We start from the raw sequence: 14,954 nt of genomic DNA, 5'->3' as shown, positions 1-14,954 counted from the left end.
TCATAATTTCTTTTGATCAGGCATATGTTGTGAAGAAACATATTGTAATCACAACTGAACTGTTCACGTTTTGCATAGGAGGGGAAAACGTTGAAAATCCATATCGTTCAAAAAGGCGATTCACTCTGGAAAATAGCTGAAAAATACGGAGTTGATGTTGAGGAAGTAAAAAAGCTCAATACGCAGCTCAGCAATCCAGATTTAATCATGCCTGGAATGAAAATAAAAGTGCCGTCTGGGGGTGTTCCAGTCAGAAAAGAGATAAAAGCGGGCAAAAGTCCAGCGGCAGTCGGGGATGAGAAGCAAGAACACCCATTTTCCAAGGAGAAGCCTAAATCCGTTGTCGACGTAGAAGACACAAAACCGAAAGAAAAGCAGTCTGTTCCTTTTGTCCCGCCGATGCCGAATTTGCATGATAATGTGTATCCTGAAGCTGATGTGAACGATTATTATGATATGAATCAGCTTTTTCAGCCTTGGTCACCTCCTAAACCGGAGGAGCCTAAAAAGCATCATGACGGAAATATAGATCATATGTATGACATGCAAGATCAATTTCCACAACAGGAGGCAATGAGTAATATGGAGAATGCAAATTATCCGAATATGCCTAATACGCCTAAGGCGCCAGATGTAGGCGGTATGGAAGAAGAAAACATCCACCACACTGTTCCGAATATGCCGGCAGTTCAGCCATACTGTCCGTATCCAGCCCATTTTGTGCCATGTCCGGTTCCTATCTCACCTGTCCTGCCTGGATCCGGCCTGTGCTACCCATACTATCCTGCACATGCATTTCCGATCCATCAGCCTTATGGCTTCCAGCCAAGTTTTGTATCACCTTCGCAATATGATCCGGGTGAATATGATAACCAGCATCATGAAAACAGCCATCACGGGCATTACGGATATCAGCCTTCGCACGGCGCGCCTCAATATGCATCGCCGGCTTATGGATCTCCTTATGGGCATATGCCATATGGTCCTTATTATGGCGCTCCTCAAGTGATGGGTGCTTATCAGCCAAATGTGGCACATGGTTATATACCGCCATTTAAGGATCATGATGATTGCGGGTGTGACGATGATCAGCAGCCATACTTCTCAGCACCTGGTCATCAGGGAGGAGCATATGGAACTCCTTATATGCCTTACGGAGGAGCAAATCCGAATCCGTATGCAGCCGGAACTTCCATGCCGAATCAGCCTTCAACAAACCAGATGTTTGGACGGCCGGAAGAAGAAAGTGAATGATTGTTCGGGACGATGTAAATCGTTCCTTTTTTTGTATTGCCTTACAATCGTCGAATGGTCATAACTGACACGCTTAACATATCTCCCTGATGCACATGATAAAAACGAGCACAACATGCTCAATCAGTCCTCGGGGGGTTTTTCCATTGGGTAGAAAGTTAACAATTGCAGGCCTCATTTTGATGACAGCCGGATTAACAGCATGCGGCGCAAATAATGATGCCCTTAATGATACTCGTAATAACGGTAATAACGGCAATACCCGTCCAATCGGATATTATACAAATGAGAATGACGCTGACAGACAGGGAGACGGGATGGATCACGACGGCCCGGTCTCTGAATTGATGGAGGACCAGAACGGCCAGAACGGCCGTGACCGAAACACAACCAATGTAAACGACCGTGTTACTGCAGATGATCGCGTCCCATTGGCAACTGACGGAACATATAACAACACAAATAACAGAAACATGAACCGAAATGGGACGAACAACAACGGGTATGACAACCAAGAGAACAGAAGACTTGCCGCAAAAATCGCCAATCGTGTGAAACAAGTCAAAAACGTCAACGACACACAAGTGATGGTAACGGATGACAAAGTAGTCATCGCAGTCAGAAGCCACGCTGATTTCACACAGTCTGACAGGCAAAATGTCAAAAAAGCCGCACGAAACTATGCGGATGGCCGTGACGTTCAAGTATCTACAGATAAAGGACTGTTCACAAGACTTCATAAAATGAACAGACGCTAGGACTAAGAAGGCCGCCGGAGAGTGATTCCCGGCGGTCTTTTTCTTTACAACGGCTTGCAATACCCATTAAAGTGTACATAGAAATATCAAGGAAGGTGAAAGCATGGCTGGCCATTCTAAGTGGAAAAACATCCAAAAAAGAAAAAATGCGCAAGACGCAAAGCGCGGAAAAGTATTTATGAAGCTTGCTAAAGAAATCTATGTGGCAGCAAAGCAAGGCGGAGCCGATCCTGAAGCAAATTCAGCATTGCGGCTTGTGATTGAAAAAGCAAAAGGCGCCAATATGCCAAATGATAATATAGACCGTGCCCTAAAAAAAGCCGCAGGAAGCCAGGACGGCAGCAGCTACGAGGAAATCACCTATGAAGGCTACGGCCCATCAGGGGTTGCCGTCATGGTGGAGTGCTTAACTGATAATAAAAACCGTACGGCGACAAATGTGCGGACAGCTTTCAATAAAAACGGCGGAAGTCTCGGAGAAAGCGGATGTGTAGCATTTTTATTTGAGCGGAAGGGGTACATTGCAATTGACCGTACACATCGGCAAATAGAAGAGGATGACCTGATGCTTGATGTCATAGAAGCGGGCGGCGAAGAGCTGCAGACAGAGGATGAATACTTGGAGGTATTAACAGCGCCTGAACGTTTTGAAGAGGTAAAAACAGCACTTGAAGCAAATTATCCAGTCGATTCAGCTGAAGTAACCATGATTCCGAAAACATATGCAGATGCTGATGATGAGGCTGTTGAAAAACTGGATAAATTGATTGATGCGCTTGAAGACGATGATGATGTTCAGGCAGTGTATACAAATTACCAGTAATATAAAAAAGACCGGCGCGAAGTGATCTCAGGCCGGTCTTTTTTCGTCTTAAGAGACGCGCTCATTTTCGTGTGTGTATTCTTTCTCCCAGAAATCAGCGTTTTTGATGCCGAGAGCTTTAGGATCAAAGACTGGGTCTAAGCCTTGTTTCTTCTGTTGCTCATAATCCTTTAACGCAATAAGCGCCGGCTTGGCGAGCAAAACAATGGCAATGACGTTCAGCCAAACCATAATGCCAAGTCCCGCGTCACCTAATGCCCAAGCAAGTGTAGCGGTTTTGACAGCACCGTAGAATGTCGCGGCTAAAATGATCATTTTTAAGCCGAGCATTGCCCACTTGCTTTCTCTGCCTCTCGCTAAATATGCGATATTTGTTTCAGCGATGTAGTAATAAGCCATAATGGTTGTAAAAGCGAAGAAGAACAAAGCAATAGCGACAAAGCCTGCACCAAAGCCGGGCAGCACACTGTCAATGGCGGCCTGAGTGAAGCCCGGTCCAGCTTCTACACCTTTCAGGTGATTGACAATAAATGAACCGTCGGCAGCCTGTGTATTGTACATACCGGTAAATAAAATCATGAATGCTGTAGCGGAACATACAAATAAAGTGTCGATATAAACAGAAAATGCCTGAACCAATCCTTGCTTTACCGGATGAGATACCTCTGCGGCGGCAGCAGGATGAGGGCCTGTTCCTTGTCCGGCTTCGTTTGAATAAATGCCTCGTTTGACGCCCCATGAAATGGCCATTCCGATGAGACCGCCGAATGCGGAATCTAATGCAAAAGCACTTCTGAAAATCAAAGAAATGACAGCAGGCAGTTCAGAAATATTCATCACAATGATGATCAGAGAGAGCAGAATGTATCCGACTGCCATAAACGGGACAATCATTTGTGCGGCACTGGCGATACGTTTTATACCTCCGAAAATGATAAAACCTAATAAGAGAACAAGAAAACAGCCAGTAATGGCAGGAGAGATGCCGAATGCATTTTGGACGCCCGCTGCAATGGAGTTGGACTGGACCCCTGGCATAAGGAGAGCCATTGCAATAAGGGCCGCAGCCGCAAATAAAACAGCAAACCACTTAATGCCTAATCCTTTTTCTATATAATAAGCGGGTCCGCCTCGATATTGGCCGCCTTGTTTCACTTTATAAATTTGGGCAAGAGTAGATTCAACAAAGGCGCTCGAAGCACCGATAAAAGCAATGGCCCACATCCAGAACACCGCGCCGGGTCCGCCGAACGCAATTGCTGTTGCCACACCTGCAATGTTTCCGGTCCCCACCCTGCCGGACAGCGCGATTGATAATGCTTGAAACGAAGATACCCCTGCCTCTGAGCTCTTGCCTTGAAACATCAGCACAATCATTTCCTTGATGTGTCTGACTTGTAAAAAACGGGTCACAATAGAAAAGATCAATCCAATTCCTAATAAAATATAAATGACGGGTGTACTCCATAAGACCGCGTTTAAACTAGCAACAAAATCTGCCATCAAGCTTCCTCCTCACGTCGTTTCGATTGCTTTTATAAAGAGGATTTTGGGTTAATTGAACTATTTTTACAATTAATCTGTCACATTATTTAACGTGTAATGATCATGAGAGGGGAGAATGGGGTGAAAAAAGCGCAGCGTATGAAGTACGCCGCGCTTCTGTTTATAAAGGCATGTGGACACCAATTGTGAAACAGTCCTTGAGAAATAAATAGCCAAGATCTGCCATTGCGTATATAAAAGGCAAAGCGATAAGGATCTTTCATTATCTCACCTCACTGATGCTTGCGGCGGTTCCTCACGAATCCAATGATCATCCTTTCGCCAATCATAAGTTTCATCGATATCGAGATGTAAAGTCTGGCCGCCGATTTTTACTGTATTGTTGTTCAACCATTTAACGGCTGGTCTGCTGTCAGGATAATTCCAATAGATTGTTTTTTTGACAAGTGTTTTTTCATTCACGAGTTCGCCTCTAGCGGCATCTGAGCTTAAGGTATTTTTGGATACATAAGTGTTTAGCGTATAGCTTCCGTCAGGCGATTCCACTGATTGTACGAGGCTGCCTTTCGGAACATTTTTCAGTGAAAAAAACATCCAATAGACGGCACCGCCAAAAAACAGAAGACATGAGAATATTATAAGAAGGACTTTACTGCGTGTTTTGATGTGACTATCTCCCTTTTTTCTCCCATTTTACCACATCACGGATTTTATACGATCTTTACATTTCTTTAAAATTTCCTCAATAAAGTGCAGGTATGATAAAAGAAAATAGATAAAGGGTGGGGGAGACAGAAATGGAAAACACATATTGTCATTCCAGCGAAAAGAACTTAGAAGTGGTTTATTTGAGTGTGAGAGGGTATCGCATCAAGCTGTCGCCTGAACAAATGAAATTAATTTCTGCTGTCAGAAAGTAAAATAAAATGATAAAGGCAGCCGCATATGCGGCTGCCTTTTCTATGAAGAATATTTTCTTTTCCGTTGGGCAAAGTGCTTCTGAAACCAATCTTTTTTATATAAAAAAGCAATAACCTCAAGCCAAAAGCCCGGGATTTTTTTCGGGAAAATCGGCTTTTTATAAAGCGTATGATACGCCGTTTTTAAATCGTCCCACTGCGTGCACGTTTTCGTCTGTTCAAATCTCGCAACATCAATGACCCGCACTGCTCCGGATTCTGTCAGAATCAGATTGCGCAAATGAATGTCTGACGGGTTGAGGCCGGCTGCACGGGCGTCAGAAAGTGCGTCCTCTACCTGCTGAATCATATCGTCGCTGATCGCGATGCCTTTTTTCAGGCAGTTGTAAAAGGTATCGCCTTTAATATATTCCATTAAAATAAATGAATCACCAGTTTCATAAATGTCAGGGTAGAATGCGGATCCGGCTAATTTTTCATAAATCGCTGCTTCTTTGACGGCTGTCGCTTGATACTCCGGAAAAAATACCTTCAGCGCCATTTTCCGGTCACCTTCTGTTATGGCAAACACATAGGCGCTTCGTCCCTTGCCGATCAATGTTAATTCCTCGGGTTTCTCTTTGACTTTATCAAATCTGCTGTTTTGGCGGTATATGACTGAATGGGCCAGTGCCTCTGCTTTTGTCAGCATTTCATTCACCTTCTTTGCTCTATTTTATGCAGTTGTTTATAGGAAAATCCAAAACTGTTCAGGAAAAAGAGCCTAAATATAGTGTATCTGGTCTTGGGAAAGAAGGCTACCTATAAGCTTTGATTGTGATAAAAGAGACATAAAAACGTTTATTCCACTCCTTGAAAAGCGCTTACAAATGGGATACTATTAATTTTAAATAAAGCGCTTTCGTAAACTATCAAGGGGGAACACGCTATGACGAAACAGATGGTGACAGGAATTATCGGTGCAGGGCGCATCGGCAAACTTCATGTTCAAAATATACATCGGATTCCTCATATGAAAATAAAAGCGGTTTCTGATATTTCTGCAAGCTGTTTACAGGATTGGGCTGCCAGTCACCACATTGAATACATAACCGCTGACTATAGAGATTTATTACTTGATCCTGATATTGACGCTGTATTTATCTGTTCGCCAACAAATACACATGCGCAAATCATCAGAGAAGCAGCTGAGGCGAAAAAACATATTTTTTGTGAAAAACCAATCAGTTTTTCTCCCGATGAAACGAAGGAGGCACTTGCGGCCGTGCGGAAACATGGGGTTAAGCTGCAAGTCGGATTTAACCGCCGTTTCGACCCTCATTTTAAGAAAATCAAAACCATTGTCTCAAATGGTGAAATCGGCACGCCTCATTTATTAAAAATTACGTCACGGGACCCTGAACCGCCGAATGTTGATTATGTCCGCACATCAGGCGGCTTATTTATCGATATGTCGATTCATGATTTTGATATGGCCAGATACATCATGGGAAGTGAAGTGACGGAAGTGTATGCAAAAGGAGCGGCTTTGGTGAATCCGTCCTTTGCAGAGCTGGGGGACATTGATACGGCTGTCATGACCTTGACATTTGCAAACGGTGCCATGGGTGTGATAGACAACAGCCGTCAAGCTGTGTACGGATATGACCAGCGGGTCGAGGTTTTCGGCACGAAAGGCTCGGCAGCAGCGGACAACAGCAGGCCGACGACGGTAGAAGTGTCAACGGCTGACTTTGTCATGAAGGATAAACCGCATTTCTTTTTTCTTGAACGCTATAAGGAAGCCTACACAGAAGAGATTCTTCAGTTTGCAGACGCGATCAAAACCAATCGGGAGACTGCCTGCACCGGCGATGACGGCTTTCAGGCGGAACGAATAGCAAGGGCGGCTCAGCAGTCGCTCGCTTTAGGCATGCCTGTCAGCATTGAACATACTGAAAAAATGGTTTTTTAATATTCAGATAAAGGGATTACAATACAGCAAGCTTGGGTATATACATTCCATTGATACTTTATAAAAAGTAGGCGGTGGAAATCATGAATACAGCACATGCTAAAGGAAATGCTTTAAACAAAATCGGAATTCCTTCTCACATGATTTGGGGTTATATTGGCGTGGTCATCTTTATGGTTGGAGACGGACTTGAGCAAGGATGGCTGTCTCCTTTTCTTGTTGATCACGGTCTCAGTATGCAGCAATCTGCTTCGCTCTTTACGGTGTATGGCATTGCTGTCACGATTTCGGCTTGGCTATCAGGAACCTTTGTCCAGACTTGGGGGCCAAGAAAGACGATGACGGTCGGTTTACTTGCTTTTATCCTCGGTTCGGTTGCTTTTATCGGCTGGGCGATTCCTCATATGTACTATCCGGCTCTCTTGGGCAGCTACGCGCTCAGGGGCTTGGGGTACCCGCTGTTTGCATACTCGTTTCTTGTATGGGTATCATACAGCACCTCTCAGCAAATCCTTGGTAAAGCCGTCGGCTGGTTTTGGTTTATGTTTACGTGCGGTCTGAACGTGCTTGGACCGTTTTATTCGAGCTATGCGGTTCCGGCGATTGGAGAAATCAATACGCTTTGGAGCGCTTTACTATTTGTGGCAGCAGGCGGAGTTCTCGCACTGTTTTTTAATAAAGATAAATTTATGCCTGTACAAAAACAAGATCAGCCGAAATGGAAAGAGCTGTCGAAGGCGTTTACAATTATGTTTGAAAATCCTAAAGTCGGCATCGGCGGCATAGTCAAGACAATAAATGCTATCGGACAATTCGGATTTGCGATATTTCTTCCGACCTATTTGGCGCGTTACGGCTATTCTGTTTCAGAATGGCTGCAAATCTGGGGGACGCTGTTTTTTGTCAACATTGTATTTAACATCATTTTCGGCGCGGTCGGAGATAAACTGGGCTGGCGCAATACTGTCATGTGGTTTGGCGGAGTCGGCTGCGGCATTTTTACACTGGCGCTCTATTACGCGCCGCAATTGATCGGGCATCAGTACTGGGTGCTGATGATCATTGCCTGCTGCTACGGTGCGGCACTGGCCGGATATGTTCCATTAAGCGCGCTTTTGCCGACGCTTGCGCCTGATAACAAAGGTGCTGCCATGTCTGTGTTAAATCTGGGATCGGGTCTGTGCGCTTTTATTGCTCCCGGCATCGTGAGCCTTTTTATCGGCCCGCTCGGCGCAGGCGGCGTGATATGGATTTTTGCAGCATTATATTTTCTCAGTGCTTTCCTGACACAATTTCTGACGATTTCAGAACGGCACGCCGATATGTATCCAGAGGAACGGCTTGTCAGGAAAAATGTGCAAACAAATTTTGAGGAAACGGTTAAGCAGTAGCCTCTTTGGTCAGACTAGTCATAAACGTGTGCAAAGAGGTGTAAAGGGTGAAACGATTTAGCACTGCGTATCTGTTGCTGGGGATTTTTTGCTCAGCCGCAGCTTTTCTAATGGGTGCTCCCCGCGCGTCAGGGGCGGAAGTGGAGCACTATGAACCGCTGCAAGTGCATGTGCAGCTTGAAAAAGTGTATTTGGATGGAGAGGTCAGCATCGAGCATAAGCGTGAAAAGGTGCTTTCCATGGATGACTTTTGGGCAGATTATGCGGGATGGACGCTTGTCGAACATAAAAATGGGTACGTTCTATTTCGAAAGCAGGTGGACGATATTTCTCCGCTCAGCAAGGTGAATGGGTATATCGGCGTTTCTGACAGCGGAGTAATTTCCACCTTTCATGGACGGCCGGAGTCGGATTCTGAACCGATTCAATCTTTTTTTCAAATTGACTTAGAAAGACTGGAGAGCCATATGCAAAAAAATCTCGAAAAAGGCATTCCGTTTCGGACGAAAGCGGAGTTTGAAGATGTCATAGAACATATCAAGACGTACAGCGGGTGACCACTGCTGATTGAAGACATGTGCTCATGTCTTTTTTTTCGTGGAACAATGAATGAGAAGCGAACATATGTTAACTTTTCTTTAAGCCTTTGGCTGTTTTTATGGTACAATGAAGAACAGTCAAAGAGGTGAATTTTCGTGATCGAATTTGTTAAAGGGACGATTGATTATGTATCTCCCCAATATATTGTGATAGAAAACGGCGGCATCGGCTATCAGATTTTTACGCCAAATCCGTTTGTATATAAGGAGAGAAGTCAAGAAACCATTTTTACGTACCATCATGTAAGAGAAGATGCGTTTTTACTATACGGCTTTTCAACAAGGGAGGAAAAAGCGCTCTTTACAAAGCTGTTAAATGTGACCGGAATCGGTCCAAAAGGGGCACTCGCCATTTTGGGATCAGGTGACCCGGGAGCGGTCATTCAAGCAATTGAAAATGAAGATGAAGCCTTTTTAGTCAAGTTTCCGGGTGTCGGCAAAAAAACTGCCCGCCAGATTATCCTTGATTTAAAAGGAAAGCTGGCTGACGTGGTGCCTGAAATGATTGAAAATCTGTTCAATCATGAAGAAAGACTTGAAAAACAAACGGCAGAAACGGCGCTTGAAGAAGCACTCGAGGCCCTTAGGGTACTTGGATATGCCGAAAAAGAAATCAAAAAGGTACTTCCTCACTTAAAAGAGGATATTGGTCTGACAACAGACCAGTACGTAAAAAAAGCATTACAAAAACTATTGAAGTAAGGTGATGTTCATGGATGAACGGCTCGTCTCAAGTGAAGCAGACAACCATGAATCAGTGATAGAGCAAAGCCTGAGGCCTCAGCGCCTGGTTCAATATATCGGGCAGCATAAGGTAAAAGAGAATTTGCGTGTTTTTATAGATGCCGCAAAAATGAGACAGGAAACGCTTGATCATGTTCTTTTATACGGTCCGCCAGGGCTTGGAAAAACGACGCTTGCTTCCATCGTTGCCAACGAAATGGGAGTGGAGTTGCGGACGACTTCGGGACCTGCGATTGAAAGGCCGGGTGATTTGGCTGCGATCTTAACGGCGCTCGAGCCGGGGGATGTATTATTTATCGATGAGATACATAGGCTGCACAGATCGATTGAAGAGGTGCTTTATCCGGCAATGGAAGATTTTTGTCTTGATATTGTCATTGGAAAAGGGCCTTCTGCCCGTTCAGTCCGTCTTGATCTTCCGCCTTTTACACTGGTTGGCGCCACGACAAGAGTAGGGCTTTTGACGGCGCCGTTAAGAGATCGATTTGGCGTCATGTCGCGGCTTGAGTATTATACACAAGAAGAGCTTGCTGATATTGTTACGAGAACGGCTGATGTGTTTGAGGTTGAAATTGATCAGCCGTCAGCGCTTGAGATTGCCAGAAGATCAAGAGGAACGCCGCGGGTGGCCAACCGCCTGCTGAGAAGGGTCCGGGATTTTGCACAGGTGTTAGGCGACAGCCGGATTACAGAAGAGATTTCTCAGGACGCTTTGGAGCGGCTTCAAGTCGACCGTCTAGGCTTGGATCACATTGATCACAAGCTGCTGATGGGAATGATCGAAAAATTTAACGGCGGTCCGGTGGGGCTTGATACGATTTCAGCCACGATCGGCGAAGAACCGCATACGATTGAAGATGTGTACGAACCGTATCTTCTGCAAATCGGTTTTATCCAGAGAACGCCGCGGGGAAGGATCGTCACACCGGCCGTTTATCACCATTTTCAAATGGAGGCTCCCCGATATGACTGAATTTCCTAAGATCATTATGATTCTTGGTGCTGTTTTGCTTATTATCGGAGCGGTTTTGCATTTTGTCGGCAAGATGCCGGGAGATATTTTTGTGAAAAAAGGAAATGTGACGTTTTTCTTCCCGGTTGTCACTTGTATTATCATAAGTGTGGTATTATCAATCTTGCTTAATCTTTTCGGCAGAATGAAATAACAAAAGACTAGAATAAAGGTGAAATTATGAAAGTTGATTTATTTGATTTTGAACTTCCGGAACGTTTAATTGCACAGGTGCCATTGGAACAGCGTGACGCTTCAAGGCTGATGGTGCTTGATAAACATACAGGAGAGCTGACAGACAGCTCGTTTAAACAGATTATCAGTTTCTTTAAAGAAGGGGATTGTCTCGTGCTGAACAATACCCGCGTTTTGCCTGCCCGGTTATTCGGAACAAAAGAGGATACGGGGGCAAAAGTAGAACTGCTTTTGCTGAAACAGGAAGCTGGTGACAGGTGGGAAACGCTCGTCAAACCGGCAAAACGGGTAAAAAAAGGAACCGTTGTAACTTTTGGAGACGGCAGATTAAAAGCTGTCTGCACGGAAGAGCTGGAGCATGGCGGCAGAAAAGTTGAGTTCCAATACGACGGTATTTTTTACGAGGTGCTGGAATCACTCGGAGAAATGCCGCTTCCGCCATATATTAAGGAACAGCTTGATGACAGAGAGCGCTACCAAACGGTGTTTTCAAAAGAAATCGGATCTGCCGCTGCGCCTACAGCCGGACTTCATTTCACGGAAGACATTTTACAGCAGCTGAAGGACAAAGGCGTTCAGATTGAGTTCATCACACTGCATGTCGGTCTCGGAACGTTTCGTCCGGTCAGTGCCGATGAAGTGGAAGAGCATAATATGCATGCAGAGTTCTATCAAATGTCAGAAGAAACGGCCGCGGCTTTAAACAGCGTAAGGGAAAAGGGCGGACGGATTATTTCTGTCGGCACGACCTCAACCCGCACGCTTGAAACGATTGCCGGTGAACATGATGGGCGATTTAAAGCATCAAGCGGATGGACATCTATTTTTATTTATCCGGGCTATGAATTCAAAGCCATTGACGGAATGATTACAAACTTTCACTTGCCGAAATCATCATTGATTATGCTGGTCAGTGCGCTTGCAGGCAGAGAAAACGTTCTGCGTGCGTATAACCATGCGGTTGAAGAAGAATACCGTTTCTTCAGCTTCGGCGACGCAATGCTGATTATATAAATTGAGAACAGGAGGCCTCATAAAAAGTGGCTGAACAACCAATACGCTATGAATTTATAAAAGAATGCAAACAAACAGGGGCGCGCCTGGGCAGAGTGCATACTCCCCACGGCTCCTTTGAAACGCCTGTTTTTATGCCGGTCGGCACACTGGCGACAGTCAAAACAATGGCGCCTGAAGAGCTGAAGGCAATGGACGCGGGCATCATATTAAGCAACACATATCACCTATGGCTCCGCCCGGGACAGGATATTGTAAAAGAAGCGGGCGGACTCCATAAATTTATGAACTGGGACCGCGCAATTTTAACAGATTCAGGCGGTTTTCAGGTCTTTTCATTAAGCAAGTTTCGTAATATAGAGGAAGAGGGCGTTCACTTCCGCAATCACTTAAATGGAGATAAGCTGTTTTTATCTCCGGAAAAAGCGATGGAGATCCAAAACGCACTCGGCTCTGATATTATGATGGCATTTGACGAATGCCCGCCATATCCGGCAGAATACGATTACATGAAACGGTCAGTTGAGCGGACAAGCCGCTGGGCTGAACGCTGCCTCAATGCCCATGCCCGGCAGGACGAGCAAGGCCTGTTCGGTATTGTTCAGGGGGGAGAATACGAAGATTTGCGCACACAAAGCGCGAAAGACTTGATTTCCCTTGATTTTCCGGGATATGCTATAGGTGGATTGTCCGTTGGTGAACCGAAAGACGTTATGAACCGGGTGCTTGAATTTACGACACCGCTTTTACCGAAGGATAAGCCGAGGTATCTGATGGGAGTTGGTTCTCCGGATGCTCTGATTGACGGAGCGATCCGCGGAGTAGACATGTTTGACTGTGTGCTGCCTACCCGTATTGCACGGAACGGCACAGTGTTTACTGCTGAAGGCCGGCTCAATATGAAAAACGCAAAATTTGAGAGAGACTTCCGTCCGATTGATGAAGAGTGTGATTGCTACACATGTAAAAATTACACACGGGCGTATATCAGACACTTGATTCGCTGCAATGAAACGTTTGGACTCCGATTAACAACTTACCATAACCTTCATTTTCTGTTACACTTAATGGAGCAGGTAAGACAGGCTATTCGCGAGGATCGTCTGGGTGATTTCAGAGAAGAGTTCTTTGAGCGTTACGGCTATAACAAGCCAAATGCGAAAAGCTTCTAATATAAAAAGCCATAATGGCAAGTTTGTTTCAGAAAGGGGGGAAAAAGATGACAGGTACTTTAGGTACATTAGTTCCTATTATTTTAATGTTTGCGGTTCTTTATTTCTTGCTGATCCGTCCGCAGCAGAAGCAGCAAAAAGCTGTGCGTCGAATGCAGGAGGAACTGAAAAAAGGCGATTCAGTCGTGACAATCGGTGGATTGCACGGTACAGTTGACTCTATCGACGAAAGCAAAGTCGTCATTAAGACTGGTGATAACACACGTCTTACTTTCGACCGCCGCGCGATCAGAGAAACTTCTGCTGCTGAATAACAGCAGGAGTTCATACATAGCAAACAAAAAAGAGCGGGTAACCCCCGCTCTTTTTTTATTAGGAAGATCTGCTTCCTCTCAAATTCACTCCGAAAATGCCGCCAAGCATACATACGCCTAAAAAGCCAAGATGGAAGAGCAGCTGTTCTGCTGTAAATGTTTTTCCGAATCCCAGATATTGAAACAGTAAAATAATCAAGGAAAAGCTTAAAGCAGTCAATGCCCCAATCAGCCATCCTCTTTCCTTCCCTTTCCCGCCAGATATGAATCCGCCGATAAATAAAGAAAGAAATGATACGGCGGTAATCAGCCAGTTGAATGATGATTCTTCAAGCGAGGTTACTGTCAGTAAAAGTGAAACGGCTAAACTCGTTAGGAGCATGGCTGAAAAAATAGCGATTAAGCCGTAGAGTATGCCTTTTCCAACTTGTTTCGTTTCCTCCATGAATTTCTCCTCCCTGCCTATCTATAAAGGCTTCTGTTCTTTTTAAACAAAGCCTCAGACATGCTGATGGCTCGTCTTTGTAAAAATGTATTCCCTCGTTCCGTGAATTAGACGTAAAAGCTTTATGAAATACGATCACTTTTTCTTACATAAATCGTATGTTTTGTTGCATGCTATGATGAGTTGGAGGTGCATGATGGAAGAGCTTCTTACTATAACGTTTCGCACAGTCGTATTATATTTTGTGATCCTGATTATTTTTCGTTTCATGGGCAAGCGGGAGATCGGAGAGCTTAGTATATTAGATCTCGTTGTCTTTATCATGATGGCAGAAATTGCTGTCCTGGCCATAGAAAACGTAGAGGACCATCTGTTTCATACCATTTTGCCAATGCTTGTGCTAATGATGATCCAAGTGACGTTTGCATACATATCCTTAAAAAACCGGAACGTACGTCAGCTTCTTGACGGCAAGCCCACCATTATCATTAAATACGGAAAAATTGACGAAAACGCCATGAAATCACAGCGTTATAATTTTGATGATTTGATGGTTCAGCTAAGAGAAAATAATATCGACAGAGTGGCTGATGTATCATTTGCTATATTAGAGCCGTCAGGCAAACTGACTGTCGTAAAAAAACAAAACAATGATGAACATAGACAGCTGGAGATGCCGCTTATCATTGACGGTGACATTCAAACTGAGAACCTGGCTCGGATCGGCAAAGATAACCAGTGGCTTGAGGAGAATTTATTGAAACAGGGATATACGAATCCTTCAGCTATATCATTTTGTTCGTTTACTGACGGCGAATTTTTTATTGATGAAAAAGATGGGCACCGCACCTGA

The 14,954-nt window shown here is 44.6% G+C and carries 18 protein-coding genes; 14 read left to right on the top strand and 4 right to left on the bottom strand.

Going from position 1 to position 14,954, the window contains the following annotated elements; all coding sequences use genetic code 11:
* The first annotated feature begins 90 nt into the window (after window positions 1-90).
* From safA to WA325_RS05790, 3 genes are all read left to right on the top strand, one after another.
* Window positions 91-1,254, top strand: coding sequence for a spore coat assembly protein SafA (gene safA, locus WA325_RS05800; RefSeq protein WP_105990291.1), 1,164 nt, complete (start codon window positions 91-93; stop codon window positions 1,252-1,254).
* Between the two features lie 146 nt (window positions 1,255-1,400).
* Window positions 1,401-2,012, top strand: coding sequence for a YhcN/YlaJ family sporulation lipoprotein (locus WA325_RS05795; protein ID WP_024122340.1), 612 nt, complete (start codon window positions 1,401-1,403; stop codon window positions 2,010-2,012).
* Window positions 2,013-2,115: 103 nt separating this feature from the next.
* Window positions 2,116-2,835 carry a YebC/PmpR family DNA-binding transcriptional regulator gene (locus tag WA325_RS05790; RefSeq protein WP_336183310.1) on the top strand — a complete coding sequence of 240 codons (720 nt, stop codon included), beginning with the start codon at window positions 2,116-2,118 and terminating at the stop codon, window positions 2,833-2,835.
* Window positions 2,836-2,883: 48 nt separating this feature from the next.
* Here WA325_RS05790 and WA325_RS05785 read toward each other — a convergent pair whose 3' ends face one another.
* Both WA325_RS05785 and WA325_RS05780 read right to left on the bottom strand, forming a co-directional pair.
* Window positions 2,884-4,338 (bottom strand): alanine/glycine:cation symporter family protein, encoded by a 1,455-nt coding sequence (locus WA325_RS05785; protein ID WP_336183309.1) that lies wholly within the window; start codon window positions 4,336-4,338, stop codon window positions 2,884-2,886.
* Window positions 4,339-4,608: 270 nt separating this feature from the next.
* A complete protein-coding gene (locus tag WA325_RS05780; RefSeq protein ID WP_336183404.1) occupies window positions 4,609-4,962 on the bottom strand; it encodes a DUF5412 family protein in 354 nt (117 codons plus the stop codon).
* A gap of 176 nt (window positions 4,963-5,138) precedes the next feature.
* Between WA325_RS05780 and WA325_RS05775 the strand changes: the two genes are divergently transcribed.
* A complete protein-coding gene (locus tag WA325_RS05775; protein WP_142391702.1) occupies window positions 5,139-5,261 on the top strand; it encodes a hypothetical protein in 123 nt (40 codons plus the stop codon).
* A gap of 40 nt (window positions 5,262-5,301) precedes the next feature.
* On the opposite strand, the gene WA325_RS05770 is transcribed toward WA325_RS05775, so the two are convergent.
* Entirely contained in the window at window positions 5,302-5,952 is a 651-nt protein-coding gene (locus WA325_RS05770; protein ID WP_024122334.1) for a phosphotransferase, read from the bottom strand.
* Between the two features lie 237 nt (window positions 5,953-6,189).
* Between WA325_RS05770 and iolG the strand changes: the two genes are divergently transcribed.
* From iolG to yajC, 9 genes are all read left to right on the top strand, one after another.
* Complete coding sequence (gene iolG, locus WA325_RS05765) at window positions 6,190-7,215, top strand: inositol 2-dehydrogenase (protein WP_336183308.1); 1,026 nt, start codon at window positions 6,190-6,192, stop codon at window positions 7,213-7,215.
* An 83-nt stretch (window positions 7,216-7,298) separates the two neighbouring features.
* Window positions 7,299-8,606 carry an MFS transporter gene (locus tag WA325_RS05760; protein ID WP_105953498.1) on the top strand — a complete coding sequence of 436 codons (1,308 nt, stop codon included), beginning with the start codon at window positions 7,299-7,301 and terminating at the stop codon, window positions 8,604-8,606.
* A 47-nt stretch (window positions 8,607-8,653) separates the two neighbouring features.
* The gene (locus WA325_RS05755; RefSeq protein WP_105990296.1) at window positions 8,654-9,163 is read left to right on the top strand and encodes an intercompartmental signaling factor BofC; all 510 of its coding nucleotides are present in this window, start codon (window positions 8,654-8,656) and stop codon (window positions 9,161-9,163) included.
* Window positions 9,164-9,301: 138 nt separating this feature from the next.
* A complete protein-coding gene (gene ruvA / locus WA325_RS05750) occupies window positions 9,302-9,907 on the top strand; it encodes a Holliday junction branch migration protein RuvA (protein WP_202853536.1) in 606 nt (201 codons plus the stop codon).
* Between the two features lie 10 nt (window positions 9,908-9,917).
* Window positions 9,918-10,922: a Holliday junction branch migration DNA helicase RuvB gene (gene ruvB / locus WA325_RS05745; RefSeq protein ID WP_024122329.1), complete on the top strand. Its 1,005-nt coding sequence runs from the start codon at window positions 9,918-9,920 to the stop codon at window positions 10,920-10,922.
* A complete protein-coding gene (locus WA325_RS05740) occupies window positions 10,915-11,115 on the top strand; it encodes a DUF2905 domain-containing protein (protein WP_003222669.1) in 201 nt (66 codons plus the stop codon). Before ruvB ends, WA325_RS05740 begins: the two co-directional genes overlap by 8 nt.
* Window positions 11,116-11,141: 26 nt before the next feature.
* Window positions 11,142-12,170: a tRNA preQ1(34) S-adenosylmethionine ribosyltransferase-isomerase QueA gene (gene queA / locus WA325_RS05735; RefSeq protein ID WP_024122327.1), complete on the top strand. Its 1,029-nt coding sequence runs from the start codon at window positions 11,142-11,144 to the stop codon at window positions 12,168-12,170.
* Window positions 12,171-12,196: 26 nt separating this feature from the next.
* A complete protein-coding gene (tgt, locus tag WA325_RS05730; protein ID WP_024122326.1) occupies window positions 12,197-13,342 on the top strand; it encodes a tRNA guanosine(34) transglycosylase Tgt in 1,146 nt (381 codons plus the stop codon).
* A gap of 47 nt (window positions 13,343-13,389) precedes the next feature.
* Complete coding sequence (yajC, locus tag WA325_RS05725) at window positions 13,390-13,656, top strand: preprotein translocase subunit YajC (RefSeq protein ID WP_024122325.1); 267 nt, start codon at window positions 13,390-13,392, stop codon at window positions 13,654-13,656.
* Between the two features lie 58 nt (window positions 13,657-13,714).
* On the opposite strand, the gene WA325_RS05720 is transcribed toward yajC, so the two are convergent.
* Window positions 13,715-14,101: a TIGR04086 family membrane protein gene (locus WA325_RS05720; protein ID WP_336183307.1), complete on the bottom strand. Its 387-nt coding sequence runs from the start codon at window positions 14,099-14,101 to the stop codon at window positions 13,715-13,717.
* A 196-nt stretch (window positions 14,102-14,297) separates the two neighbouring features.
* Between WA325_RS05720 and WA325_RS05715 the strand changes: the two genes are divergently transcribed.
* A complete protein-coding gene (locus WA325_RS05715; RefSeq protein ID WP_024122323.1) occupies window positions 14,298-14,954 on the top strand; it encodes a DUF421 domain-containing protein in 657 nt (218 codons plus the stop codon).

The sequence above is a fragment of the Bacillus sp. 205(2023) genome, assembly GCF_037027485.1.
In the GTDB taxonomy this organism is placed as follows: domain Bacteria; phylum Bacillota; class Bacilli; order Bacillales; family Bacillaceae; genus Bacillus; species Bacillus halotolerans.
The sequence above is the reverse complement of the archived record's forward strand: the minus strand, read 5'-3'. Positions and strand labels throughout refer to the sequence as shown.

What these genes read in the sequence shown, in the direction of transcription:
- WA325_RS05715 (WP_024122323.1), top strand. Translation starts at nt 14,298, where the DNA reads ATGGAAGAGCTTCTTACTATAACGTTTCGCACAGTCGTATTATATTTT.
- queA (WP_024122327.1), top strand. Translation starts at nt 11,142, where the DNA reads ATGAAAGTTGATTTATTTGATTTTGAACTTCCGGAACGTTTAATTGCA.
- ruvB (WP_024122329.1), top strand. Translation starts at nt 9,918, where the DNA reads ATGGATGAACGGCTCGTCTCAAGTGAAGCAGACAACCATGAATCAGTG.
- WA325_RS05770 (WP_024122334.1), bottom strand. Translation starts at nt 5,952, where the DNA reads ATGCTGACAAAAGCAGAGGCACTGGCCCATTCAGTCATATACCGCCAA.
- WA325_RS05775 (WP_142391702.1), top strand. Translation starts at nt 5,139, where the DNA reads ATGGAAAACACATATTGTCATTCCAGCGAAAAGAACTTAGAAGTGGTT.
- iolG (WP_336183308.1), top strand. Translation starts at nt 6,190, where the DNA reads ATGACGAAACAGATGGTGACAGGAATTATCGGTGCAGGGCGCATCGGC.
- WA325_RS05785 (WP_336183309.1), bottom strand. Translation starts at nt 4,338, where the DNA reads ATGGCAGATTTTGTTGCTAGTTTAAACGCGGTCTTATGGAGTACACCC.
- yajC (WP_024122325.1), top strand. Translation starts at nt 13,390, where the DNA reads ATGACAGGTACTTTAGGTACATTAGTTCCTATTATTTTAATGTTTGCG.
- WA325_RS05790 (WP_336183310.1), top strand. Translation starts at nt 2,116, where the DNA reads ATGGCTGGCCATTCTAAGTGGAAAAACATCCAAAAAAGAAAAAATGCG.
- WA325_RS05760 (WP_105953498.1), top strand. Translation starts at nt 7,299, where the DNA reads ATGAATACAGCACATGCTAAAGGAAATGCTTTAAACAAAATCGGAATT.
- WA325_RS05740 (WP_003222669.1), top strand. Translation starts at nt 10,915, where the DNA reads ATGACTGAATTTCCTAAGATCATTATGATTCTTGGTGCTGTTTTGCTT.
- WA325_RS05720 (WP_336183307.1), bottom strand. Translation starts at nt 14,101, where the DNA reads ATGGAGGAAACGAAACAAGTTGGAAAAGGCATACTCTACGGCTTAATC.